The sequence below is a fragment of the Pseudomonas sp. B1(2018) genome (assembly GCF_003097365.1).
In the GTDB taxonomy this organism is placed as follows: domain Bacteria; phylum Pseudomonadota; class Gammaproteobacteria; order Pseudomonadales; family Pseudomonadaceae; genus Aquipseudomonas; species Aquipseudomonas laurylsulfatiphila.
The window spans coordinates 108,949-133,196 of the sequence record NZ_PYUK01000006.1 but is presented as its reverse complement, the minus strand read 5'-3'; the positions used below and the strand labels follow the sequence as shown (position 1 = coordinate 133,196).

Below are 24,248 nucleotides of genomic sequence, written 5' to 3'. Positions count from 1 at the left end.
TGGATAGCCAGCGCGACATGATCGGTGAAGTACTGACCACCAGCGAGCGCCTGCGCACCGCTGTCGGCCAGGTGGCGCGTGTGGTGGACAACACGGCTGAACGCTCTGGTCGTCAGCAGGAAATGACCGACATGGTCGCCACCGCTGTTCACGAAATGGGCCTGACCGTGCAGGACATTGCGCAGAATGCCGGCAACGCGGCGTTCGCCTCGCAAACCGCCCGTGATGAAGCGCTGCAGGCGCGGGAAGTGGTGGGCGGTTCTATCCGTCATATTGAAAGCATGTCCCGGGAAATCGGTGTAGCGGCCACGGCGGTGGCCGAGCTGGCTCATCAAGTGGCATCCATCGATCAGGTGCTGGCGGTGATTCGCGGGATTTCCGAGCAGACCAACCTGCTGGCGCTCAACGCGGCTATCGAAGCGGCGCGCGCTGGCGACATGGGGCGTGGGTTCGCCGTGGTGGCCGATGAAGTGCGCACCCTGGCGCGGCGTACGCAATCGTCCACCGATGAAATCCAGCAGATGATCGGCAGCCTCAAGCAAGGCGCAGAGAACGCGGTGTCGTCGATGCATTCCGGGCAAGCCGCGACGGGCACGGGGGTCGAGTCGAGCCAGCGTACCGGCACCTCGTTGACGGCGATCACCGGGCAAGTGGAGCGCATCAGCGACATGAACCATCAGGTGGCGACGGCGACGGAAGAGCAGTCGGCAGTCACCGAGGAAATCAATCGCAACGTGCAGGGCATTTCCGATCTGGCGCGGGCGACGGCGGGGGAGGTCAGGGCTTGTCGTGAGGATTGCCAGACATTGCAGCGGTTGGCGGATGATCTGGCGCGGCAGATGGGTGGGTTCAAGCTGAGCTGATCAAGATCAAAAAATCGCAGCCTTCGGCAGCTCCTACAGGGAAACGCATTCCCATGTAGGAGCTGCCGAAGGCTGCGATCTTTTTTGTGGTCAGAACCACTCATCCTGCATGCCCAGGCAAACATCATCCCGTGCCTCAAGAATCGCCAGCTCATGGTGGCACCCTGGCACTTCCCACGTCAGGAAGTAGCGGGCCGCCTGCAACTTGCCTTTATAGAAGCTCACATCCGCGCCATTCCCTTTGGCCAACCCTTCCTCAGCACGAATCGCCTGTTCCAGCCAGCGCCAGCCAATGACGGTGTGCCCGAACACCTTCAGGTACAGCGCCGAATTCGCCAGGCTGCTATTGACCTTGCCTTGCCCTAAATCCGTCAGCAAACCAATGGTCACGGCTTGCAGGCGTGCCACCAGTTTCTCCAGCGGCTCGCGCAGCGGCGTCAGCGACTCGAACGCCTGGGCACGTTCGGCGGTGTCGGCGATCAGGCGGATCAGTTGCTTGAGCCCCGCGCCACCGTTCTGTGCCAGTTTGCGGCCCAGCAGGTCCAGCGATTGAATGCCGTGGGTGCCTTCGTGGATCGGGTTCAGGCGGTTGTCGCGATAGTACTGCTCCACCGGGTATTCACGGGTGTAGCCATGGCCACCGAGGATCTGGATCGCCAGTTCATTAGCCTTCAGGCAGAACTCCGAGGGCCAGGATTTGACGATCGGCGTCAGCAGGTCCAGCAGTTCGTGGGCCTGCTTGCGCTCGGCTTCGGTCTCCAGCGTCGTGGTGTCGTCGAACAGTCGCGCCGCGTACAGGCCGAGGTCGAACGAGCCTTCAACGTAGGCCTTTTGTGTCAGCAGCATGCGTTTGACGTCGGCGTGCTGAATGATCGCCACCGGCGCGGTATTCGGGTCCTTGCTGTCCGGCACGCGGCCTTGCGGACGTTCACGGGCGTATTCCAGCGAATACAGGTAGCCGGCGTAGCCGAGCATCACCGCGCCCATGCCGACGCCGATCCGCGCCTCGTTCATCATCTGGAACATGTAGCTCAAGCCCTGGTGCGGCTTGCCCACCAGATAGCCGACACAATCGCCGTTATCGCCGAAGTTCAGCGCGGTGGAGGTGGTGCCACGCCAGCCCATCTTGTGGAACAGCCCGGCCAGCAGCACGTCGTTGCGCCGGCCGAGGCTGCCGTCGTCGTTGACCAGGAACTTGGGCACGATGAACAGCGAAATGCCTTTCACACCGGCCGGTGCGTCCGGCAGCTTGGCCAGCACCATGTGCACGATGTTTTCCGACAGCGGATGATCGCCGCCGGAGATGAAGATCTTGTTGCCCTTGAGGCGATAAGTGCCGTCGGACGCAGGCTCGGCGCGGGTACGAATATCTGACAGCGACGAGCCCGCGTGGGGTTCGGTCAGGGCCATGGTGCCGAAGAAGCGGCCGTCGATCATCGGTTGCAGGAAGCGGCGCTTCTGCTCCTCGGTACCGAAGCTTTCGATCAGGTTGGCCGCGCCCATGGTCAGGAACGGATAAGAGGTCGAGGCGGCGTTGGCCGACTGGAAGTGCGAAAAGCAGGCCTGGGACAGCAGCGTAGGAAGTTGCATGCCGCCGGCGTCGAAACTGCGCGCGGCGTTGAGGAAGCCGGCTTCGAGGAAAGCATCCACCGCCGGTTTCACTTCCGGAATCAGGATTGCCTGACCGTTCTCGTAGCGCGGCTCGTTCTCGTCGCCCTTGCGGTTGTGCGGGGCGAAGAACTTCTCGGCGATGCTGCGGGCGGTGCCAATGGCCGCATCGAAGGTTTCGCGATTGTGCTCGGCGAAACGCTCACGCTGGGTCAGGCCCTCGGCATCGAGGACTTCATACAGCTCGAAAGCCAGATTGCGGGAACTGAGCAACGTCTCGGACATGGCGGCCTACCTTTTATTGGGATGGGCCGAGTCTAGGCGGGGGAATAGAGGCTGAACAGGATGATTGATCCTGGTGATGGAGAAGCAAAAGATCGCAGCCTTCGGCAGCTCCTACAGGAAAACGCATTCCAAATGTAGGAGCTGCCGAAGGCTGCGATCTTTTGATCTTGCTTTAAAGCTCGGGCAGCCGCAGCTGCCCGGTCCTGTTACTGCTTAGCCAATCGTCATCAAGCTCGCATTACCACCCGCCGCAGCCGTGTTGACGCTCAACGCCCGCTCGATCACCAAACGCTCCAGCGCAATGTTGGTCTCGCCCTGCGACAGGCCCTGAACCCCGACAATCGCACCGGCACGCTTGGCAACCTGCTGGCAAACCGCACGCAACTGATCGGAGTGGCCGTGATGCACAACCGCGTCAATCACCACTTCGTCCTTGTTCCAGTCGGAAACCAGCTTGATGCGCGCCTGAATCTCCTTCGGCAGGCGTGCGAACAGCGCCTTGGTCAGTTCACCTTCCGGCCACACCGCCGATCCGCCGACTGCCAGAACTGCCGCCAGTTGAGTCAACAGGTCGCCTTCGACTTCCGCCAGGCACAGCACGTGTTCCCGTGGCAGGATCGCGTAGCTGTTGCGCTCGCCGGTTGGGCCGGCCAGAACGCGGGTGATCCCGCTTTGCGATTGTGCGGCGAACTGCACGCACAGGGTGCTCAGGTCGGCAAACTTGTGGCTGTCGGCCCAGGCTTTCAGGGCGGTCAGCGGCTTGCTCATGGCGTCGCGCAGACGAACGTCCGGTGCTGCGGCGGCATCGCCACGAGCGAAGGATTGTTCGATCGCATCCGCGGGGCGGGTCGACAGCAGGCGGTACAGGTACAGCGGGCCACCGGCTTTCGGGCCGGTACCCGACAGGCCTTCGCCGCCGAACGGCTGCACGCCGACCACGGCACCGACGATGTTGCGGTTGACGTAGACGTTACCGGCATTGACGTTGTCGATCACCTTGGCGATGGTCTCGTCGATACGGGTGTGCACGCCCAGGGTCAAGCCGTAGCCGGAAGCGTTGATCTGGCCGATCAGTTGATCGATGTCCTTGCGCTTGTAGCGCACCACGTGCAGCACAGGGCCGAAGATCTCCCGCTGCAGTTCGTCGAAGCTTTCCAGTTCGATCAGGGTCGGCATCACGAAGGTGCCGCGTTTGACTTCTTCGGCGTCGGCGATGGCCACCTGGTACACGCTGCGACCTTTGTCGCGCATGGCCTGGATGTGCTTCTCGATGCCTGCCTTGGCTTCGGCGTCGATCACCGGGCCGATGTCCACGGACAGACGCTCAGGGTTGCCGAGACGGCTTTCGGCCATCGCGCCCTTGAGCATTTCGATGACGCGATCAGCGGAATCTTCCTGCAGGCACAGGACGCGCAGGGCCGAGCAACGCTGGCCGGCACTGTCGAATGCCGACGAAACCACGTCGATCACCACTTGTTCGGTCAGTGCCGAAGAGTCGACGATCATCGCGTTCTGGCCACCGGTTTCGGCGATCAGCGGGATCGGACGGCCCTGGCTGTCCAGGCGGCCGGCGATGTTGCGTTGCAGCAAGCGCGCGACTTCGGTGGAACCGGTGAACATCACGCCTTTGACGCGATCGTCGCCGACCAGACCGGCACCCACGGTTTCACCGCGACCCGGCAGCAGTTGCAGCACGCCCTCGGGAATGCCGGCTTCGAGCAGCAGGCGCACGGCTTGAGCGGCGACCAGCGGCGTCTGTTCCGCAGGCTTGGCCAATACCGGGTTACCGGCGGCCAGGGCAGCAGCCACCTGGCCACTGAAGATCGCCAGCGGGAAGTTCCACGGGCTGATGCATACCACTGGACCCAGCGGGCGGTGAGCGTCGTTGGTGAAGTCGTTGCGTGCCTGCACCGCGTAGTAACGCAGGAAGTCCACGGCTTCACGCACTTCAGCGATGGCGTTGGCAAAGGTCTTGCCGGCTTCGCGGGCCAGCAGGCCCATCAGCGGCTGGATCTCGGCTTCCATCAGGTCGGCGGCACGTTCCAGGATCGCGGCGCGTTCGGCGGGCGGGGTGGCCTGCCAGATCGGCGCAGCGTTGAGGGCGCACTGGATCGCGTTGTCGACGTCTTCGACGGTGGCTTCCTGCACATGGCCGACCACGTCACGCAGATCGGACGGGTTCAAAACCTGCGCCGGGGCTTCGTTGCTGGATGCGCAGCCGAGTATCGGAGCGGCTTTCCAGTGGTTGTGCGCGGTAGCGAGAAGTGCGCAGGACAGCGACGCCAAACGATGTTCGTTGGCCATGTCGATGCCGCTGGAGTTGGCGCGCTCGGCGCCATACAGGTCACGCGGCAGCGGAATGCGCGGGTGCGGCAGGCCGAAACCACCTTCCACGGTCGCCATCTGCTCGATGCTGGCCACCGGATCGGCCACCAGTTCCTGAATCGAAATCGACTGGTCGGCGATACGGTTGACGAACGAGGTGTTCGCGCCGTTTTCCAGCAGGCGACGCACCAGGTAAGCCAGCAGGGTTTCGTGGGTACCGACCGGTGCGTACACGCGGCACGGACGGTTCAGCTTGCCTTCGGAGACTTTACCTACAACCTGTTCGTACAGCGGTTCACCCATGCCGTGCAGGCATTGGAACTCGTACTGGCCCGGGTAATAGTTCTGACCGGCGATGTGGTAAATGGCCGACAGGGTATGGGCGTTGTGCGTGGCGAACTGCGGGTAGATGACTTCCGGCACCGACAGCAATTTGCGTGCGCAAGCGATGTAGGACACGTCGGTGTACACCTTGCGGGTATAGACCGGGTAGCCTTCCAGGCCTTCGACCTGGGCGCGCTTGATTTCGCTGTCCCAGTACGCGCCTTTTACCAGGCGGATCATCAGGCGATGACGGCTGCGACGAGCCAGGTCGATCACGTAGTCGATCACGTACGGGCAACGCTTCTGATAAGCCTGGATCACGAAACCGATGCCGTTCCAGCCGGTCAGTTGCGGCTCGAAGCACAGGCGCTCGAGCAGATCCAGCGACAGCTCGAGGCGGTCGGCTTCTTCGGCGTCGATGTTCAGGCCGATGTCGTATTGCTTGGCCAACAGGGTCAGCGACAGCAGGCGCGGGTACAGCTCATCCATCACGCGCTCGTACTGGGCGCGGCTGTAGCGAGGGTGCAGGGCCGACAGCTTGATGGAAATGCCCGGGCCTTCATAAATCCCGCGACCGTGGGACGCCTTGCCGATCGAGTGGATGGCTTGTTCGTACGAGGCCAGGTACTTCTGGGCGTCGTGCTCGGTGAGTGCGGCTTCACCCAGCATGTCGTAGGAGTAACGGAAGCCCTTGGCTTCGAACTTGCTGGCGTTGGCCAGGGCTTCGGCGATGGTTTCGCCGGTCACGAACTGCTCGCCCATCAGGCGCATGGCCATGTCGACGCCCTTGCGGATCATCGGCTCGCCGCTCTTGCCGATGATGCGGCTCAGGGACGAAGTCAGGCCGGCTTCGTTGTGGGTCGACACCAGCTTGCCGGTCAGCAGCAGGCCCCAGGTGGCGGCGTTGACGAACAGCGACGGGCTGTTGCCCAGGTGCGGCTGCCAGTTGCCGGTGCTGATCTTGTCGCGGATCAGGGCGTCACGGGTGCCTTTGTCCGGGATGCGCAGCAGCGCTTCGGCCAGGCACATCAGCGCCACGCCTTCCTGGGACGACAGGGAGAATTCCTGCAGCAGGCCTTGAACGATGCCGGCACGGCCGCCAGCGCTCTTCTGATTGCGCAGTTTTTCAGCAATCGAGGCGGCAAGCTTGTTGGTGGCTTCGGCCATCGGTGCCGGCAGGCGAGCCTGCTCGATCAGCATCGGCACGACTTCCGGCTCAGGGCGGCGGTAGGCGGCGGTGATCGAGGCGCGCAGTACCGATTGCGGCAGGATGCTTTCGGCGAATTCGAGGAAACACTGGTGGGCGTGATCCAGAGGCGCGTCGACGCTGTCGTCGGAGTCCTTGGTCAAACCGCTCAGCTCGGTCAGGGTTGCACCACCCTCGAGTTTTTCCAGGTAATTGAAGATTGCCTGCTTGATCAACCAGTGCGGCGTGCGATCAATCGAGGTCGCGGCGGCCTTGAGGCGTTCGCGGGTCGGGTCGTCAAGTTTGACCCCAAGGGTGGTGGTAGCCATGTTTTTATCCTCATGTTTGCCACGACTGCGTGGCATCAGCTGGCGGCAAGATTAGCCGTGCGACTGTTGAGGTGCAACCGGGTGCAACCCTTTTTTTGTCGGAATATTAAGCAGCTCGTCAGGAAATAAATTCTGGTACGGGTGTGCCGTATCTGCTTGGTGCTTTTTAACGCGGTTGGCTCTATTTCTTGCTCCGAAAAGGAGCAAAAACCGGCGTTTGCTATTTATTTCCGACTAGGTGCAACTTATTCTCGCGAAACTGGTTGCACCTTATTTACTTTGTTGAATAGCATTCGCGCCCAAGGTGCAACCCGGAAAAGTCCGGGTGCTCCGGCTGATGGCTTTCCTGGGGAAACATCAGTCATAAATGCGCGGGAATCCGGATCGTCTGTCAAACGTATGCGTTTGCGAGCGGTTCACCAGCCGCCGCTACATAAAAACAAAGCCAGGGCGTAACTTAATGAGCGTAAGCAATCCAACCCTGATCACGTTCGTGATCTACATCGCAGCAATGGTGCTGATCGGCTTGATGGCCTATCGCTCCACCAACAACCTTTCCGACTACATCCTGGGCGGTCGCAGCCTGGGCAGCGTCGTGACTGCACTGTCCGCCGGTGCCTCCGACATGAGCGGCTGGTTGTTGATGGGCTTGCCCGGCGCAATCTACATGTCCGGTCTTTCCGAAAGCTGGATCGCCATCGGCCTGATCGTCGGCGCCTACCTGAACTGGCTGTTCGTCGCCGGCCGTCTGCGTGTACAGACCGAGCACAACGGTGATGCACTGACCCTGCCGGACTACTTCGCCAGCCGCTTCGAAGACAAGAGCGGCCTGCTGCGGATCATCTCTGCGGTCGTGATCCTGGTGTTCTTCACCATCTACTGCGCTTCCGGCATTGTGGCCGGTGCCCGTCTGTTCGAAAGCACCTTCGGCATGTCCTACGAGACGGCGCTGTGGGCCGGTGCTGCGGCGACGATTGCCTACACCTTTATCGGCGGATTCCTGGCGGTGAGCTGGACCGATACCGTACAAGCCACCCTGATGATCTTCGCGTTGATCCTGACGCCAGTCATCGTGCTGCTGGCCACTGGCGGCGTCGACACCACCTTCCTGGCCATCGAAGCGCAAGATCCAAGTAACTTCGACATGCTCAAGGGCACCACTTTCATCGGCATCATCTCGCTGATGGGCTGGGGTCTGGGCTACTTCGGTCAGCCGCACATCCTCGCGCGTTTCATGGCGGCTGATTCGGTGAAATCGATTGCCAAGGCCCGACGCATCTCCATGACCTGGATGATCCTGTGCCTGGGCGGCACCGTGGCTGTGGGCTTCTTCGGTATCGCCTACTTCTCGGCGCACCCGGACGTGGCTGGCGCGGTCTCCGAGAACCACGAACGTGTGTTCATCGAACTGGCCAAGATCCTGTTCAACCCATGGATCGCCGGTGTCCTGCTGTCGGCCATTCTGGCTGCCGTCATGAGCACCCTGAGCTGCCAGTTGCTGGTGTGCTCGAGCGCCCTGACCGAAGACTTCTACAAGACCTTCCTGCGTAAATCCGCTTCGCAGCTGGAACTGGTCTGGGTCGGTCGTGCCATGGTCCTGTTGGTCGCCCTGATTGCTATCGCACTGGCAGCCAACCCGGAAAACCGTGTACTGGGCCTGGTGAGCTATGCCTGGGCCGGCTTCGGCGCCGCATTCGGTCCGGTCGTACTGATCTCCGTGATCTGGAAAGACATGACCCGCAACGGCGCACTGGCCGGCATCCTGGTCGGCGCGATCACCGTGATCGTCTGGAAGCACTTCGAACTGCTGGGCCTGTACGAAATCATCCCGGGCTTCATCTTCGCTAGCCTGGCGATCTACATCGTCAGCAAAATGGGCACGCCGACTGCCGGCATGTTCCAGCGTTTTGCGGCTGCAGAGAATGATTATCGTCTGAACAAGTGATGAGTGATGGGGGGAACGCTTCCCGTCCCTGATAAAAAAACGGCTCGCAGCTTTTGGTGCGGGCCGTTTTTTATTGGGGATCAGTCAAGATCGGCATCAGGCTGATTCAGAAAGATCAGCACGCCCAGTATTGCCATGTAGAACCTGAAGGCTGCGTCCTGACCATTCCAAATATCGGATTGCCACATCAGAAACCACTCACCTCCAACAACCATGAAGCCGAAAAACCACACGAAAAACCCGGTCGTCAAACCCGCTACGGCCCACTTCCTGGCCTGTCTGAACTCATGCCCACCGGCTGACCGCGAGCGCCAGAGCTTTAGTGCGCCGTAGCCAAGAAGTCCACAGGTAATGGCTTCGCCAAGGATGATCAGCCAGTAAGCCCCATGCCACACCCAAGGCAGATCAATTGCGCGATACCGGGCGGCGTTGTCAGGGAAGGTGGTATCCATGCTCAGCACATGCCGGACGAAGTTGAAGTTGGAAGCGTAGTCGGTGATGTTGTTGAACACGGTCATGAAGGCGAATGCGGCGAGCGCCAGGGTCATTGCAATCTTTGCGTAGCGAATGGTCATTTGTGCGTCCTTTGCCTTTTTCGACAAAGAACGCTATCACACCGGTTTGCAGGTTCGGGAGTCTTCCTGTTGTGAGGCGTTTGTGAATTTGTCGAGTGATGGTGCGTGCTTGTCGCCGCTATGAATGCTTGAAGTGTCCGCTCAGTCGCCAACCCCTGACTTGCCGGCCGGTAAAAGGTAAACTTCCCGGCCTTCGCAGGAGCAACCATGAATTATCGTCACGCCTTCCATGCCGGCAATCACGCCGATGTGTTCAAACACCTGACCTTGACCCGCCTCATCGCCCTGATGTCGCGCAAGGAGCAGCCGTTTGCCTATCTCGACACTCACGCCGGCATCGGTCTGTATGACCTTCAGGGTGACCAGGCCAGCCGTACCGGCGAGTACCTGGAAGGCATTGCGCGTTTGTGGGGGCAGCCGGATCTGCCGATCCTGACCGCCGATTACATGCAGGTGCTGCACGAGATGAACCCGGATGGCCAGTTGCGCTATTACCCGGGGTCGCCGGAGCTGGCGCGACGTTTGACCCGCCCGCAGGACCGCGTGTTGCTCAACGAGAAGCACCCGGAAGATGGCGTTTTACTCAAGGACAACATGGCCGGTGATCGTCGGGTCAAGGTGCACCTGGGCGAAGGCTGGCATGTGTCGCGGGCCTTGTTGCCGGTGCCGGAGAAGCGGGCGGTGATATTGATCGATCCGCCGTTCGAGAAGCTCGACGAGATGCAGCGTTGTGCCGCGTCGCTCAAGGAAGCGATTGGCCGGATGCGCCAGACTGTGGCGGCGATCTGGTACCCGGTGAAGGATCAGCGCGCGCTGCGTCGTTTCTACCAGGACCTGGCCGGTACCGGTGCGCCTAAGTTGTTGCGGGTGGAGTTGCTGGTGCATCCGCTGGATACGCCGAACAGCCTGAACGGCTCCGGGCTGGCGATTGCCAATCCGCCGTGGGGGCTGGAGGAGGAGTTGCGTGAGCTGCTGCCGTGGTTGTCCGAGAAGCTTGGGCAGACCCAGGGTGGGTGGCGGATGGATTGGTTGATTGCCGAGTAACAAGCGGCATGGTCAAAAGATCGCAGCCTGCGGCAGCTCCTACAGGGTTATTCGTACACCTGTAGGAGCTGCCGAAGGCTGCGATCTTTTGCTTTAGCGATCAGATCGGGCAGGTCACGCCTGTACCGCCGATCCCGCAGTAGCCTTCCGGATTCTTGGCCAGGTACTGCTGGTGATAGGTCTCTGCAAAGTAGACGGTCGGGGCCTGGTCGATTTCGGTGCTGATTTCACCGAGGCCGGCCTTGGACAGCTCAGCCTGGTACGCTTCTTTACTCTTGAGCGCGGCGTCCAGTTGTTCAGGCGAGGTGGCGTAGATCACCGAGCGGTACTGGGTGCCGATGTCGTTGCCCTGACGCATGCCCTGAGTCGGGTTGTGCAGTTCCCAGAACATCGCCAGCAGTTCCTGGTAGCTGACCTTGGCCTTGTCATACACCACCAGTACCACTTCGGCGTGGCCGGTCAGGCCCGAGCAGACTTCTTCGTAGGTCGGGTTCGGCGTGAAGCCGCCGGCGTAACCCACAACAGTGCTGACCACGCCGTCGCGCTGCCAGAAGCGGCGTTCCGCACCCCAGAAACAGCCCAGGCCAAAGATCGCGAAGTCGACATCTTCGAAGAACGGGCCAAGCAAGGGGGTGTCTTTAAACACAAAGTGCTTTTCAGGCAGGGTCATCGCGGTTTCGCGGCCAGGCAGAGCTTGTTCTTTAGTAGGGAGCACGTTTTTGTTCACCAGAATTTCCGAGCGCAGAACCATGATCAGTCCTCTCAGTCAGGATGGGTTGTAAATAAGCAGACCGTCAGTGTGCCCAATGCCGGCCAGATACGCACTACCCTTGTGGGAGCGAGCTTGCTCGCGATGAGGGCATAACTTTCAGCATCAATGTCGACTGATCCACCGCTATCGCGAGCAAGCTCGCTCCCACAGGTTTTGTGTCTGTCAGGCGATTGGGCCACGCGGGTAGCGTTTGAGCTTTTCGATCAGCTCATTGCCCGGGATCGGACGGTCGAACAGGTAGCCCTGGCCGACGTCGCAGCGGTGACGGCGCAGGAACGACAACTGATCGGCGGTTTCGATGCCTTCAGCCACGACCTTGAGCTTCAGGTTGTGGGCCATGGCGATCACCGCGGAGGTGATTTCCATGTCGTCCTGGTTGTCCGGGATTTCGTGGATGAAGCTTCGATCGATCTTGATGATGTCGATGGGGAATTTTTTCAAGTAGCTGAGCGACGAGTAACCGGTGCCAAAGTCGTCCATGGCCAGGGTCAGGCCCAGGCGCTTGAGCTGGTCGAGCTGCAAGTGGGTGTCTTCGGTGGCCTCCAGCAGCAGGCCCTCCGTTAACTCAAGCTCCAGCAAATGCGCGGGCAGGGCTTCTTCCTTGAGGATGGTGGCGATGGAGGCCACCAGGTCCGGGTCGGAGAATTGCTTGGGCGACAGGTTGATCGCCACTTGCAGGTTGCCCAGGCCGGCGGCGGTCAGCGCTTTGCTCATGCGGCAAGCCTGGCGGGCGATCCATTTACCGATCGGGATGATCAGCCCGGTTTCTTCGGCGACGCTGATGAACTGATCCGGGCGGATCATGCCCTTTTCCGGATGATCCCAGCGCAGCAGTGCTTCCATGCCCAGCAAGCGACCGCTGCGCAGGCACAGCTTGGGCTGGTAGAACACGTCGAGTTCATTCTGGGTCAGGGCGCGGCGCAAGTTGTTTTCGACGAACAGCTTGTAGCTGGCCTCGGCGTTCAATGCTTCGGTGAACACTTGCACCTGATGTTTGCCGTTGGCCTTGGCCTTGTGCAGCGCGAGCCCGGCGTTGCGCATCAGGGTTTGCGGGTCGCGCCCGTGCAGTGGCGCGCATGCCAGGCCCACGGAGCCGGTGACGCTGATCAACTGGTTGTCAACGAACATCGGTTTGTCGAGGGTCGCCAGCAACTGATTGGCCACTTGCTGACCCATCGTGAGGTCACTGTTGTCCAGCAACACGGCGAATTCGTTACTGGCGAATCGCGCCAGGCTGCCGCTCGGGATCAGGCTGTTGCGCAGGCGTCGGGCCAGACTGATCAGCAATTTGTCGCCAGTCTGGTGGCCGAGGCTGTCGTTGATCCGCTTGAAGTTGTCGATGTCCACCAGCAACAGGCTGATCGGCGCGTCGCTGTCGCGGGCGAAGCGTTCATCGAGGTTGCGGATGAACGCCGGGCGGTTGCCGAGATTGGTCAGATTGTCGGTGTAGGCCAGGCGCTCGATGCGCTGCTGAGCGAGCTTGGTCTGGGTGATGTCTTCGTAGATGCCGATGTAGTGGGTCAGCTCGCGGTTGTCGCCGTACACCTTGGAGATCGACAACTGGCCCCAGTAGGGTTCGAGGTTTTTCCGGCGGCTCTTGAATTCGCCCTGCCAACTGTTGCTCTTGGCCAGTGCCGAAGGCGCGTCGAACAGCAGTTCGCTGAGGTTCTCCAGGGCCGGCAGTTCCGACAGGCGCTGACCGTGCACTTCTTCGGTGGAGTACTGGGTGATGGCGGTGAAGCTCGGGTTGACGTACTCCACCACGCCATCGCAGTTGACCAGCAGAAAGGCGTTGGCACTTTGCTCGACCGCACGCTGGAACAGGTGCAGGGCGCTGGTTGCGGTGCGCCGGTTGTGGTTGCTGATGACCTGGGCGAACTGGTCGGCCAGTTCTCCGGCGAAGGCGATTTCATCGGACTGCCAGGCACGGGTCGCACCGATTTGTTCCAGGCACAAAACGCCAACCACCTGGCCATCGACACGGATACTGGCGTCGAGCATCGCGTTGACGTCGCGCGGGCGCAGGCTTTCGGCCATCTCCCGGGTGCGCGGGTCGTGCATGGCGTTATGGGCGTCGATGGCGCGGCCTGTGTGCAGGGCGTCGAGGTAGTCGGGGAACACGCTGACGTCGATCGGCTGCGGCAGCAGGTATTCCTGATTCGTGCGGTGATAGGCCGAGATCGGCACCAGCATCGAGCCTTCGAGGCTCCACAGGCTGGCGCAGTCGATTTGGTAAATGTCGCAGGCGCTGCGGGTGATCAACTCCGCGGCTTCGCGCAAGGAGTTGTTGCTGCTGTAGCGCTGACGGGTAAGCAGCAGGATCAGGTCCTGCTGGGCGCGCACCCGGTCCAGATGCAGCAGTTGCTCCTGTTGGGCGCGCTGATTGAGCTCCAGGGCGATTTGCAGGCGCGAGTTCTGGGTTTCCAGGTCCAGGGCCGGTTGCAGCGGGTCATCCTCGAACAGGCCGTCAATGACCAACAGGTAGCCGCGCAACAGGTGGCGATTGTGTTGTTTGTAGGCTTCGCCCAATTCCAGCAGATTCAGGGAGCCGGAGGCTGTATGCAGGGTGTAGCGGATCAGGTAATGCGTGCTTTGGGTCAGCTGTTGCTGGACCGCGTCATGAAGTTGATAGCGCGCTTCCGGCTCCATCAGGCTGGCGTAGGGCGAACCTACCAGTGCACACAGCTCCACGGCGGGCAGGCCGAACTGGCGCTCGCAATTGGGATCGAGAAACAGGAGCGCCCAGCTGGGTTCATTAAGCCGTTCGAAACGCAGCATGCCGAGCCGCGAGGGCACAGGCAACTGCGTCACTACCTCGGCCACCATACGGCTGGCGGCATCGGGTTGGCTTTTCATGGAGGGAAACTCGCTTCGAATATGCTGAACGCGCTGGGCTCACGCCCTCTTTACTGTTGCCTGCGGCAAGGTTGCATCATTGCGACACCGACTGACAAGAGAGATGAAGGCTAAGTGCTATAAGAATATGTCGGCAGGCTCGAAGATTTCTGCAGTTTCCGGAAAAAGTATGGCTATTGATCAGATCACGGGCTTGGAGGACGCCTCGAAGACCGTGATTTTTCTCCATCAGCGCAAATGAATGCCTGTCGATTGCAGCCACTTGCCATCTCGATCGTGGTAATTCACCTGAATGCGTTCTGCATCGATGACCAGGTGCGCGAAGTTATCCTGGCTGATGACTTTACCGGTCAATTCCTGGCGATATTCGCCAGCAGCGTTCCGTGCCAGCGGCCGGTCGAGGATAAAGCTGGATTGACTGGCATAGGGCAGCAGTTTGGTATTGCACAAAGGTGACGACACAATGGTGTGCACTTCGAAGTCCGGGTCTTCGCTGTGGGTCAGTCGACTGGTCAAGGAGGCGTGGACGTCACCGGACACGAAAATGACATTCTTCAGTCGGTGCGAACGAATGGTCTCCAGCAACCGCAGCCGTTGCCCGGGGAAACCGGCCCAGGCGTCATTCCCATCCTGTTTGGCGTCGGGAAAGAACATCACGCTGGTAACCACCAGCTTGACCCGGGCAGGGCTGTGGATCAGCCATCGGCACAAGGCATGTTCCTGTTCGACATCAAGCATGCGTCGATCCTCGGCGGACAAGTTGCGCCGGGTGCGACTGTCGGTGACGAACCATTCGATATCGCCATCGGCGAACTGATACCAGTAGTGATTCGGAATCCGGCCGATCCGGCCATCGTCAAGTAGTTCAAATACCGGGCTGTGGCTGGCTTGATATAACTCATATGCAGTGATGGCGTTTTTGTATAGCGCCTCATCGGTCGATTTTTTCTTGTTCGGCCAGTTATCTTCAATTTCATGATCGTCGAGGATCATGTAAGTCGATATGTTGGCCATTAACCTGGAAATATGCGGCTGGGAGAAAGCGGCACGGTACTTTGCGAGTATTTGCTGATATTCGCGATCAGGTGCAAAAAAATTCAAGTCGTCGACATAGATCTGGTCGCCCGTCATCAGCATGGCGCTGACCGGTGGGTTGGCTTGCCTTGCCAGTTGAGCCATCGAGGCAAATATCCGGTCACCCTGTTGGGGTGCCGACGGGATGCCGGCGGTCATCCGCAGGTAACGGCATGAACCGACAAAATAGGCTCGTGGGGTACTGGCCGCGCCGGACCGGGTGCGCAAGCGATAGAGCTCTTGCGGCCATTGCAGCGGCAGTTCCCGCAGCGAATCCGCGGTGTGTTCGGCACTCCGGGTGCTGAACCAGCCGGCCTGGTATTCGTACTCGGTATCGGCTGCCAGGTTTTTGAGAACGATGACATCGGACATGTCATACAGGTTTGTCAGCCTTGCAAAGACACGGTCAAGCCATTGTTCTTGCCCGGACTGCCGATAACGAATGCCGGCAAATACGGGGGCATTGTTTTGCGCTTCGCCGCGCACGAAAATACGCGCGTGATCAGTTGTTGTATGGCCAATAATCGGGCCGACAGTGGGTTTGAGCATGTTTGAGTCCATTCGCTGCCAGTTAATCAGGAAGTTGCTTGTTTCGGATCTAATAGGTATTCAGCCAAGACTAATTATTTGGCCTGAATAAATACCTGGCAGAAATGGATTCAAGTTGTGGGCGATATCAGCCACAAATGTAGGAAGGTGTTTAAACAAGAACTTCAGGCAAAAAAAGATACTTCACGGAACATCTGTAGGAGCTGCCGAAGGCTGCGATCTTTTGATCTTGCTTTTGCGATCTGCAGATTGCTGAAGATCAAAAGATCGCAGCCTACGGCAGCTCCTACAGGGGAACGCGTGCACTACCAAACAACGAGGTCGAGCGTCGACCGGCAGCTCCTGCAGTTTCCCGGAATGATGTGATGAGCCAAAAAAAAGCCCCGCCAAATTGGCGGGGTTGAGGTACGAGCGTGGCGCTCGGAAACGTGGAACGCGATCGGCCCTCCGGTGAAGGAGGGCCGGTCGGTATTACAGGAGCATGGTGCGGATGTCGCCCAGCAGGTCGCTCAGACGCTTGGTGAAGCGTGCAGCAGCGGCGCCGTTGATCACACGGTGATCGTAGGACAACGACAGTGGCAGCATCAGTTTCGGCTGGAAGGCTTTGCCATCCCAGACTGGCTGGATGGTGGCCTTGGAAACACCGAGGATCGCCACTTCCGGCGCGTTGACGATCGGCGTGAAGCCGGTGCCGCCAATGTGGCCGAGGCTGGAAATGGTGAAGCAGGCGCCTTGCATCTCGTCCGACGAGAGCTTCTTGGTCCGGGCTTTTTCAGCCAGGGAAGCGGCTTCGGCGGCCAGTTGCAGCAGGCTCTTCTGGTCGACGTTCTTGATGACCGGTACCAGCAGGCCATCCGGGGTGTCGACGGCGAAGCCGATGTTCACATATTTCTTGCGGATGATCGCTTTGCCGCTTGGCGCCAGCGAGCTGTTGAAATCCGGCAGTTCCTTGAGCAGGTGTGCGCAGGACTTGAGCAGCAACGGCAGGACGGTCAGCTTGACGCCGGCCTTCTCTGCAACGGCTTTCTGGGCAACACGGAACGCTTCGAGTTCGGTGATATCCGCCGAATCGAATTGCGTCACGTGCGGCACGTTCAGCCAGCTGCGGTGCAGGTTGGCAGCACCGACCTGCATCAGGCGGGTCATCGGCACTTCTTCGATTTCACCGAAGCGGCTGAAGTCCACGACCGGAATCGGCGGGATGCCCGCGCCACCGGTTGCGCCGGCAGCAGCGGCCGGTGCTTCCTTGGCCTTCTGCATCATGGCCTTGACGTAAACCTGCACGTCTTCTTTCAGGATGCGACCGTGCGGACCGCTGGCGCCGACGGCGCTCAGCTCGACGCCGAACTCGCGGGCCAGTTGACGCACGGCAGGGCCGGCGTGAACTTTTGCGCCCGGCTTGGCTGGAGCGGCAACCGGGGCAGCAGGTGCGGCGGCCGGTGCAGCAGCGGCTGGAGCCGAAGCAGGAGCGCTCGGAGCAGCAGCGGCAGGTGCCGGTGCAGCGCCTTTGACTTTCAACTTGAGGATCAGGTCGCCGGTACCGACTTCGTCATCGAGCTTGATGGAAACGCTTTCCACCACGCCAGCGGCTGGCGATGGAATTTCCATGCTGGCCTTGTCGGATTCCAGGGTGATCAGCGACTGGTCGGCCTCAACGGTGTCGCCGGCCTTGACCAGGACTTCGATGATCTTGGCCTTGCCCGCCGAACCGATGTCCGGAACGTGGATGTCCTGGACGCTGTCGGCAACCGGTGCAGGCGGAGCTGCTGCAGGTGCAGGTGCAGCGGCAGCAGCTGGAGCGGCAGCCTGGGCCGGGGCGGCAGCCGGTGCCGCAGCACCTGCCACTTCCAGATCCAGGATCAGGTCGCCGGTGCCGACTTCGTCGTTGAGCTTGACGCTGATGGCCTTGACCACGCCAGCGGCAGGCGACGGGATTTCCATGCTCGCCTTGTCGGATTCCAGGGTGATCAGCGACTGATCAGCCGCGACGGTGTCGCCGACCTTGACCTGAATCTCGATGATCTGGGCCTTGCCCGACGAACCGATGTCCGGCACGTGCACTTGCTGAACGCTGGCGGCAGCCGGCGCAGCAGCAGGAGCGGCGGCAGGGGCAGCAGCCGGTTTGGCTTCAGCCTTGGCCGCCGGCGCAGCGGCAGCCGCAGGGGCTGGCGCAGCGGCACCTTCGACTTCCAGCTCCAGCAGTTCGTCGCCTTCTTTCAGACGATCGCCCAGTTTCACTTTCAGGCTCTTGATGATACCGGCCTTCGGCGCAGGCACTTCCATGCTCGCCTTGTCCGACTCAAGTGTCAGGATGCTCTGGTCGGCTTCGATACGGTCGCCGACCTTCACAAACAGTTCAATTACTTCACCTTCACCGCTGCCGATGTCAGGTACGCGAATGAGTTCGCTCACAGAATCTCTCCTCAGCAGTCCAGTGGGTTGCGTTTTTCCGGGTTGATACCGAACTTGGCGATGGCCTCGGCCACAACCTTAGGTTCGATGTCACCACGGTCAGCCAGTGCTTCCAGGGCTGCCAACACCACGAATTGACGGTCGACTTCGAAGAAATGACGCAGTTTCTTGCGGCTGTCGCTGCGGCCGAAACCATCGGTGCCCAGGACTTTGAATTCCTTGGACGGTACCCACTGACGGATCTGCTCGGCGAACAGTTTCATGTAGTCGGTAGAAGCAATGACCGGACCCTTACGGCCGTTCAGGCACTCTTCGACATAGCTCAGCTTAGGCTTTTGGCCAGGGTGCAGACGGTTGCTGCGCTCAACGGCCAGGCCGTCGCGACGCAGTTCGTTGAAGCTGGTAACGCTCCACACGTCGGCGCCGACGTTGAACTCTTCACGCAGGATCTTCGCGGCTTCACGGACTTCACGCAGGATGGTGCCGGAGCCCATCAGCTGAACGTGGTGCGCCGCTTCGCGGTTGTCTTCCTCGAGCAGGTACATGCCTTTCTTGATGCCTTCTTCGGCACCGGCCGGCATGGCTGGCTGCTGGTACGACTCGTTCATCACGGTGATGTAGTAGAAGACGTCCTGTTGCTCTTCGGTCATCTTCTTCATGCCGTCCTGAATGATCACCGCCAGCTCGTAGCCGTAGGTTGGATCGTAGGTGCGGCAGTTCGGGATGGTGGCAGCCAGCAGGTGGCTGTGACCGTCTTCGTGTTGCAGGCCTTCACCGTTCAGGGTGGTACGGCCGGCGGTGCCGCCGATCAGGAAGCCACGGGTGCGGCTGTCGCCAGCGGCCCAGGCCAGGTCACCAATACGCTGGAAGCCGAACATCGAGTAGAAGATGTAGAACGGCAGCATCGGCTGGTTGTGGCTGGAGTACGAAGTACCGGCAGCGATGAAGGAGCTCATGGCGCCTGCTTCGTTGATGCCTTCTTCGAGGATCTGGCCCTTCTGGTCTTCCTTGTAGAACATCACCTGGTCTTTATCGACTGGCTCGTAGAGCTGGCCGACGGAAGAGTAGATGCCCAACTGACGGAACATGCCTTCCATACCGAAGGTACGGGCTTCGTCCGGGATGATCGGCACGATGCGCGGACCGATTTCCTTGTCCTTGACCAGTTGCGCGAGGATCCGCACGAAGGCCATGGTGGTGGAGATTTCACGGTCGCCCGAGCCGTCCAGGATCGCCTTGAGGGTGTCCAGCGGCGGAGTCGGGATGTTGAAGCTGTGAGCGCGACGCTGTGGCACGAAACCGCCCAGTGCGGTACGGCGCTCGCTCAGGTAACGGGCTTCGGCGCTACCTTCCTCCGGTTTGAAGAACGGCAGGTTTTCCAGCTCGTCGTCCTTGACCGGAATGTCGAAGCGATCGCGGAACAACTTCAGGCTTTCGACGTCGACTTTCTTGGTGTTGTGCGCGGTGTTCTTCGCTTCGCCGGCACCGGTGCCATAACCCTTGATGGTCTTGGCCAGGATGACGGTCGGTTGTTCCTTGTGGTTGACCGCTTCGTGGTACGCCGCGTAGACCTTGTACGGGTCGTGGCCGCCACGGTTGAGTTTCCAGATCTCGTCGTCGGACAGGTCTTCAACCATCGCCTTGAGTTCCGGCGTGTTGAAGAAGTGTTCACGCACGAACGCGCCGTCTTTGGCTTTGTAGTTCTGGTACTCGCCGTCGATGACTTCGTCCATGCGGCGTTGCAGGATGCCGTCGACGTCCTTGGCCAGCAGTGGGTCCCAGAAACGGCCCCAGATGACTTTGGTCACGTTCCACTGAGCACCGCGGAACACGCCTTCGAGTTCCTGGATGATCTTGCCGTTGCCGCGAACCGGGCCGTCGAGGCGCTGCAGGTTGCAGTTGATGACGAAGATCAGGTTGTCCAGCTTCTCGCGGCCGGCCAGGGAGATTGCGCCCAGGGACTCCGGCTCGTCGCACTCGCCGTCGCCCAGGAAGCACCAGACTTTCTGCTTGCCTGGCTGGATGAAGCCACGGTGTTCCAGGTACTTCATGAAGCGAGCCTGGTAGATCGCCTGGATCGGACCCAGACCCATGGATACGGTCGGGAACTGCCAGAAGTCAGGCATCAGCCAAGGGTGCGGGTAGGATGACAGGCCCTGACCGTCGACTTCCTGGCGGAAGTTGTTCATCTGGTCTTCGGTGATGCGGCCTTCCATGAATGCACGGGCGTAAACGCCTGGCGAGGTGTGGCCCTGGAAGTAGATCAGGTCGCCGCCGTGTTCGTCGGTCGGGGCCTGGAAGAAGTAGTTGAAGCCGATGTCATACAGGGTCGCACTGGAAGCGAAGCTGGAGATGTGACCGCCGAGGTCAGAATCCTTCAGGTTCGTACGCATCACCATGGCCATCGCGTTCCAGCGTACCAGCGAGCGAATGCGGCGTTCCATGAACAGGTCGCCAGGCATGCGTGCTTCGTGGGTAACGGGGATCGTGTTGCGGTAAGGCGTGGTGATGGCGTAAGGCAACTGCGAACCGCTGCGGGTCGCCAGTTCACCCATACGGGTCATCAGATAGTGAGCACGGTCTTCGCCTTCTTTGTCGAGAACCGATTCCAGGGCGTCCAGCCATTCCTGGGTTTCGACGGGATCGAGGTCTTGCATGGCTTGCTCCAGGGCGGAAAGGCTACCAGAATCGGTTGCCTGAGTTAGCGACTGGCCTTGTGGGCAGACGTTATGAATTCTTGGATTGCCGACAGGTTGTTCCGGCGGCGTGTAGTTTTACTACAAATCTTCCGGCATTTCAGCCCGTCTAATGTATATACGAGTAGTAAAACTACAGATGAGCGGCTTGTGGCCCCCGGCTGCGTTGTGAGAATAATCGTTAAGGTTGGTCTTTTTCCAACTACAAAAGGTAAAAGCTTGATGCTGGCTGCCAAAATAAAAGAAATTTCAGCTATTTCTAACTTTTGTTCGACACTCCCTCAGGTAGTGGGTTTTCGAAAACCACTACATGCAGTCCGTTGTACGCCGATCAAGGATAGACCATGAGCCTCCCTTCGCTTGCCGAACTGCCCGCCATTCTCCAGCCGTTTGTCACCCGTGCCGAGCAGTCGTTCCGGGCTGCCGTCGCCACTCTGGACGATGATCACGGGTTGTCTGCCTGGTCGCCAGAGCGCTGGGCGCAATTTGCCCGCGTCACCGCCGCCAGCGATTTCGTGATTGAACAGTCTGTTCGTGACCCGCTGATGTTGCTGCAGCTGGTGCAGTCCGGTGAGCTGGACCGCAGCTACGCGCCCGGTGAATTGTGCGCGCAGATCGCAGCCGCCGTGAGCACGGCCGAGACCGACGATCTGCTTGGCCGTGCCCTGCGCCGCCAGCGCGCGCGCCATCAGGTGCGGATCATCTGGCGCGACCTGACCCGCCAGGCCGATTTGATCCAGACCTGCCGCGACCTCTCGGACATGGCCGATGCCAGCATCGATCAGGCCTATCAATGGTTGTACGTGCGGCATTGCCAGCAATTCGGCGTGCCAACCGGGCGGCGCAGCGGCGAGCCGCAGCAGATGGTTATCCTCGGCATGGGCAAGCTCGGTGCCGTGGAGTTGAACCTGTCGTCGGACATCGACCTGATTTTCGCCTATCCCGAGGGCGGCGAAACCGTCGGTGTGAAGCGCGCGCTGGATAACCAGGAATTCTTCATTCGCCTGGGCCAGCGGCTGATCAAGGCTCTGGACCCGATGACCGTCGACGGCTTTGTATTCCGCGTCGACATGCGCTTGCGCCCCTACGGTTCGGCGGGCGCGCTGGTGCTGAGCTTCAATGCGCTGGAGCAGTATTACCAGGACCAGGGTCGCGACTGGGAACGCTACGCGATGATCAAGTCGCGGGTGGTGGCCGGCGACCAGGTGGCTGGCGCGCAACTGCAAGAGATGCTGCGGCCGTTCGTTTACCGGCGTTACCTGGACTTCTCGGCCATCGAAGCGCTGCGCACCATGAAGCAGTTGATCCAGCAGGAAGTGCGGCGCAAGGGCATGGCCGACAACATCAAGCTCGGCTCTGGCGGCATTCGTGAAGTCGAGTTCATTGCCCAGGCGTTCCAGCTGATCCACGGCGGTCGCGACCTGAGCTTGCAGCAGCGCCCGCTATTAAAGGTGCTGAGCACCCTGGAAGGTCAGGGTTATCTGCCGCCGGCCGTGATCAGTGAGCTGCGCGAAGGCTACGAATTCCTGCGTTACACCGAACACGCGATTCAGGCGATCGCTGACCGTCAGACGCAAATGTTGCCCGATGGCGAGCAGGATCAGGCGCGCATTGCCTTTATGCTGGGCTTCGCCAACTGGACGGCGTTCCATGAACAACTGATGTACTGGCGTGGCCGGGTAGCCTGGCACTTCGGGCAGGTGATCGCCGATCCCGACGAAGAGCTGGGCGCCGAAAGCGAAGTGGTGGTCGGCGGCGAGTGGTTGCCGCTGTGGGAAGAGGCTCAGGACGATGAGGCCGCTTGCCGCCAGTTGGAACAGGGTGGTTTCAAGGATGCCCCCAAGGCCTTGAAAGCCTTGGCCGGTCTGCGCAGCAGTCCGCAATTGAGGGCGATGCAGCGTCTGGGGCGCGAACGTCTCGATGCGTTTATTCCGCGTTTGCTGGCGCAGGCCGTGGAGCATGCCAATCCGGATCTGGTGCTGGAACGCGTGTTGCCGCTGGTTGAAGCCGTGGCCCGTCGCTCCGCGTACCTGGTGCTGCTGACCGAGAACCCTGGCGCCTTGCGGCGTTTGCTGACGCTGTGCGCCGCGAGCCCGTGGATCGCCGAGCAAATCACCCGTTTCCCGCTGCTGCTCGACGAATTGCTCAACGAAGGCCGACTGTTCAAGCCGCCACTGGCGCCAGAACTGGCAGCCGAGTTGCGTGAGCGCCTGACGCGGATTCCCGAGGACGACCTCGAACAGCAAATGGAAGCGCTGCGTCACTTCAAGTTGGCGCACCGCTTGCGGGTGGCTGCGTCGGAAATCGCCGGCAGCCTGCCCCTGATGAAAGTCAGCGACTACCTGACCTGGCTCGCCGAAGCGATTCTTGAACAGGTGCTCGCACTGGCCTGGCGCCAGACCGTGGCCAAGTACGGTACGCCCCTGCGCACCGATGGCACCTTGTGCGATCCCGGCTTCATCATTGTCGGTTATGGGAAAGTCGGCGGCCTGGAACTCGGGCATGGTTCGGACCTGGACCTGGTGTTCATCCACGACGGTGATCCGCAAGCTGAAACCGATGGGCCCAAACCCATCGACGGCGCGCAATTTTTCACCCGCCTGGGGCAACGGATCATTCACCTGCTGACGGCGCAGACCAACTCCGGGCAGTTGTATGAAGTGGACATGCGCCTGCGGCCGTCCGGTGCGTCGGGGTTGCTGGTGAGTTCTTTGGGGGCGTTTGCCCGTTATCAGGAGAACGAAGCCTGGACCTGGGAGCATCAGGCACTGGTGCGGGCGCGCGTGCTGGTGGGCAGTCAGGATGTCGGCCAGGCCTTCGAGAAAGTCCGCGCCGCGATATTGGGCAAGGCGCGTGATTTGCCGACCCTGCGCCAGGAGGTCAGTGAGATGCGCGCCAAGATGCGCGATAACCTCGGCAGCAAGAGCACGGCGGCCGGCACCGGGGCAAATGCCTTCGAAGCCACGGCGCCGTTCGATATCAAGCAGGATGCCGGAGGTATCGTCGATATTGAATTTATGGTGCAATACGCGGCCCTGGCGTGGTCCGAAACACACCCGCCATTGCTGCGCTGGACCGATAACATCCGCATTCTGGAAGAGCTGGAGCACGAAGGGCTGGTGCCCGTCGAAGATGCCAGCCTGTTGCGTGAAGCGTATAAAGCGTACCGTTCCGCCGCCCACCGACAGGCTCTGCAGAAGAACCCGGGGGTGATACCGGCCGACCAGTTCGCGGACGAACGGCAGCAGGTCATGCGGATCTGGCGGGAGCTGGGGCTAAACTGACACGATTTTTGATACGCCCGATACCCCTGTGGGAGCGAGCTTGCTCGCGATAGCGGAGGCACAGTCACCATTGATGTTCGGATGTGACGCCCTCATCGCGGGCAAGCCCGCTCCCATAGTA

12 protein-coding genes are annotated in these 24,248 nt (G+C 60.5%); 4 read left to right on the top strand and 8 right to left on the bottom strand.

Going from position 1 to position 24,248, the window contains the following annotated elements:
* Positions 1-17: 17 nt before the first annotated feature.
* Positions 18-863 (top strand): methyl-accepting chemotaxis protein, encoded by an 846-nt coding sequence (locus C9422_RS32855; protein ID WP_371924734.1) that lies wholly within the window; start codon positions 18-20, stop codon positions 861-863.
* Between the two features lie 90 nt (positions 864-953).
* On the opposite strand, the gene C9422_RS11480 is transcribed toward C9422_RS32855, so the two are convergent.
* Entirely contained in the window at positions 954-2,756 is a 1,803-nt protein-coding gene (locus tag C9422_RS11480) for an acyl-CoA dehydrogenase (protein WP_116580748.1), read from the bottom strand.
* 213 nt (positions 2,757-2,969) lie between these two features.
* Positions 2,970-6,920, bottom strand: a complete 3,951-nt coding sequence (gene putA / locus C9422_RS11475; RefSeq protein WP_116580747.1) for a trifunctional transcriptional regulator/proline dehydrogenase/L-glutamate gamma-semialdehyde dehydrogenase — start codon at positions 6,918-6,920, stop codon at positions 2,970-2,972.
* Between the two features lie 460 nt (positions 6,921-7,380).
* Between putA and putP the strand changes: the two genes are divergently transcribed.
* Positions 7,381-8,865 carry a sodium/proline symporter PutP gene (gene putP, locus C9422_RS11470; protein WP_116580746.1) on the top strand — a complete coding sequence of 495 codons (1,485 nt, stop codon included), beginning with the start codon at positions 7,381-7,383 and terminating at the stop codon, positions 8,863-8,865.
* 80 nt (positions 8,866-8,945) lie between these two features.
* Here the strand turns inward: putP and C9422_RS11465 are convergent, their stop codons facing one another.
* Entirely contained in the window at positions 8,946-9,440 is a 495-nt protein-coding gene (locus tag C9422_RS11465; protein ID WP_116580745.1) for a DUF2165 family protein, read from the bottom strand.
* Between the two features lie 207 nt (positions 9,441-9,647).
* Between C9422_RS11465 and C9422_RS11460 the strand changes: the two genes are divergently transcribed.
* A complete protein-coding gene (locus C9422_RS11460; RefSeq protein ID WP_116580744.1) occupies positions 9,648-10,484 on the top strand; it encodes a 23S rRNA (adenine(2030)-N(6))-methyltransferase RlmJ in 837 nt (278 codons plus the stop codon).
* 100 nt (positions 10,485-10,584) lie between these two features.
* Here C9422_RS11460 and msrA read toward each other — a convergent pair whose 3' ends face one another.
* From msrA to aceE, 5 genes are all read right to left on the bottom strand, one after another.
* A complete protein-coding gene (gene msrA / locus C9422_RS11455; protein ID WP_007971822.1) occupies positions 10,585-11,235 on the bottom strand; it encodes a peptide-methionine (S)-S-oxide reductase MsrA in 651 nt (216 codons plus the stop codon).
* 183 nt (positions 11,236-11,418) lie between these two features.
* On the bottom strand, positions 11,419-14,112 hold the full coding sequence (locus C9422_RS11450) for a bifunctional diguanylate cyclase/phosphodiesterase (RefSeq protein WP_007971820.1): 2,694 nt from the start codon (positions 14,110-14,112) through the stop codon (positions 11,419-11,421).
* A 228-nt stretch (positions 14,113-14,340) separates the two neighbouring features.
* The gene (locus tag C9422_RS11445; RefSeq protein WP_116580743.1) at positions 14,341-15,735 is read right to left on the bottom strand and encodes an alkaline phosphatase D family protein; all 1,395 of its coding nucleotides are present in this window, start codon (positions 15,733-15,735) and stop codon (positions 14,341-14,343) included.
* 471 nt (positions 15,736-16,206) lie between these two features.
* On the bottom strand, positions 16,207-18,147 hold the full coding sequence (gene aceF, locus C9422_RS11440) for a dihydrolipoyllysine-residue acetyltransferase (RefSeq protein ID WP_116580742.1): 1,941 nt from the start codon (positions 18,145-18,147) through the stop codon (positions 16,207-16,209).
* An 11-nt stretch (positions 18,148-18,158) separates the two neighbouring features.
* Complete coding sequence (aceE, locus tag C9422_RS11435; RefSeq protein WP_116580741.1) at positions 18,159-20,804, bottom strand: pyruvate dehydrogenase (acetyl-transferring), homodimeric type; 2,646 nt, start codon at positions 20,802-20,804, stop codon at positions 18,159-18,161.
* A gap of 383 nt (positions 20,805-21,187) precedes the next feature.
* Here aceE and glnE point away from each other — a divergent pair, with 383 nt between their 5' ends.
* Positions 21,188-24,127 (top strand): bifunctional [glutamate--ammonia ligase]-adenylyl-L-tyrosine phosphorylase/[glutamate--ammonia-ligase] adenylyltransferase, encoded by a 2,940-nt coding sequence (gene glnE, locus C9422_RS11430; RefSeq protein WP_116580740.1) that lies wholly within the window; start codon positions 21,188-21,190, stop codon positions 24,125-24,127.
* The last annotated feature ends 121 nt before the right edge of the window (positions 24,128-24,248 follow it).

Coding starts and splice junctions, on each gene's coding strand:
- C9422_RS32855 (WP_371924734.1), top strand. CDS start 18: ATGATCGGTGAAGTACTGACCACCAGCGAGCGCCTGCGCACCGCTGTC.
- C9422_RS11480 (WP_116580748.1), bottom strand. CDS start 2,756: ATGTCCGAGACGTTGCTCAGTTCCCGCAATCTGGCTTTCGAGCTGTAT.
- putA (WP_116580747.1), bottom strand. CDS start 6,920: ATGGCTACCACCACCCTTGGGGTCAAACTTGACGACCCGACCCGCGAA.
- putP (WP_116580746.1), top strand. CDS start 7,381: ATGAGCGTAAGCAATCCAACCCTGATCACGTTCGTGATCTACATCGCA.
- C9422_RS11465 (WP_116580745.1), bottom strand. CDS start 9,440: ATGACCATTCGCTACGCAAAGATTGCAATGACCCTGGCGCTCGCCGCA.
- C9422_RS11460 (WP_116580744.1), top strand. CDS start 9,648: ATGAATTATCGTCACGCCTTCCATGCCGGCAATCACGCCGATGTGTTC.
- msrA (WP_007971822.1), bottom strand. CDS start 11,235: ATGGTTCTGCGCTCGGAAATTCTGGTGAACAAAAACGTGCTCCCTACT.
- C9422_RS11450 (WP_007971820.1), bottom strand. CDS start 14,112: ATGAAAAGCCAACCCGATGCCGCCAGCCGTATGGTGGCCGAGGTAGTG.
- C9422_RS11445 (WP_116580743.1), bottom strand. CDS start 15,735: ATGCTCAAACCCACTGTCGGCCCGATTATTGGCCATACAACAACTGAT.
- aceE (WP_116580741.1), bottom strand. CDS start 20,804: ATGCAAGACCTCGATCCCGTCGAAACCCAGGAATGGCTGGACGCCCTG.
- glnE (WP_116580740.1), top strand. CDS start 21,188: ATGAGCCTCCCTTCGCTTGCCGAACTGCCCGCCATTCTCCAGCCGTTT.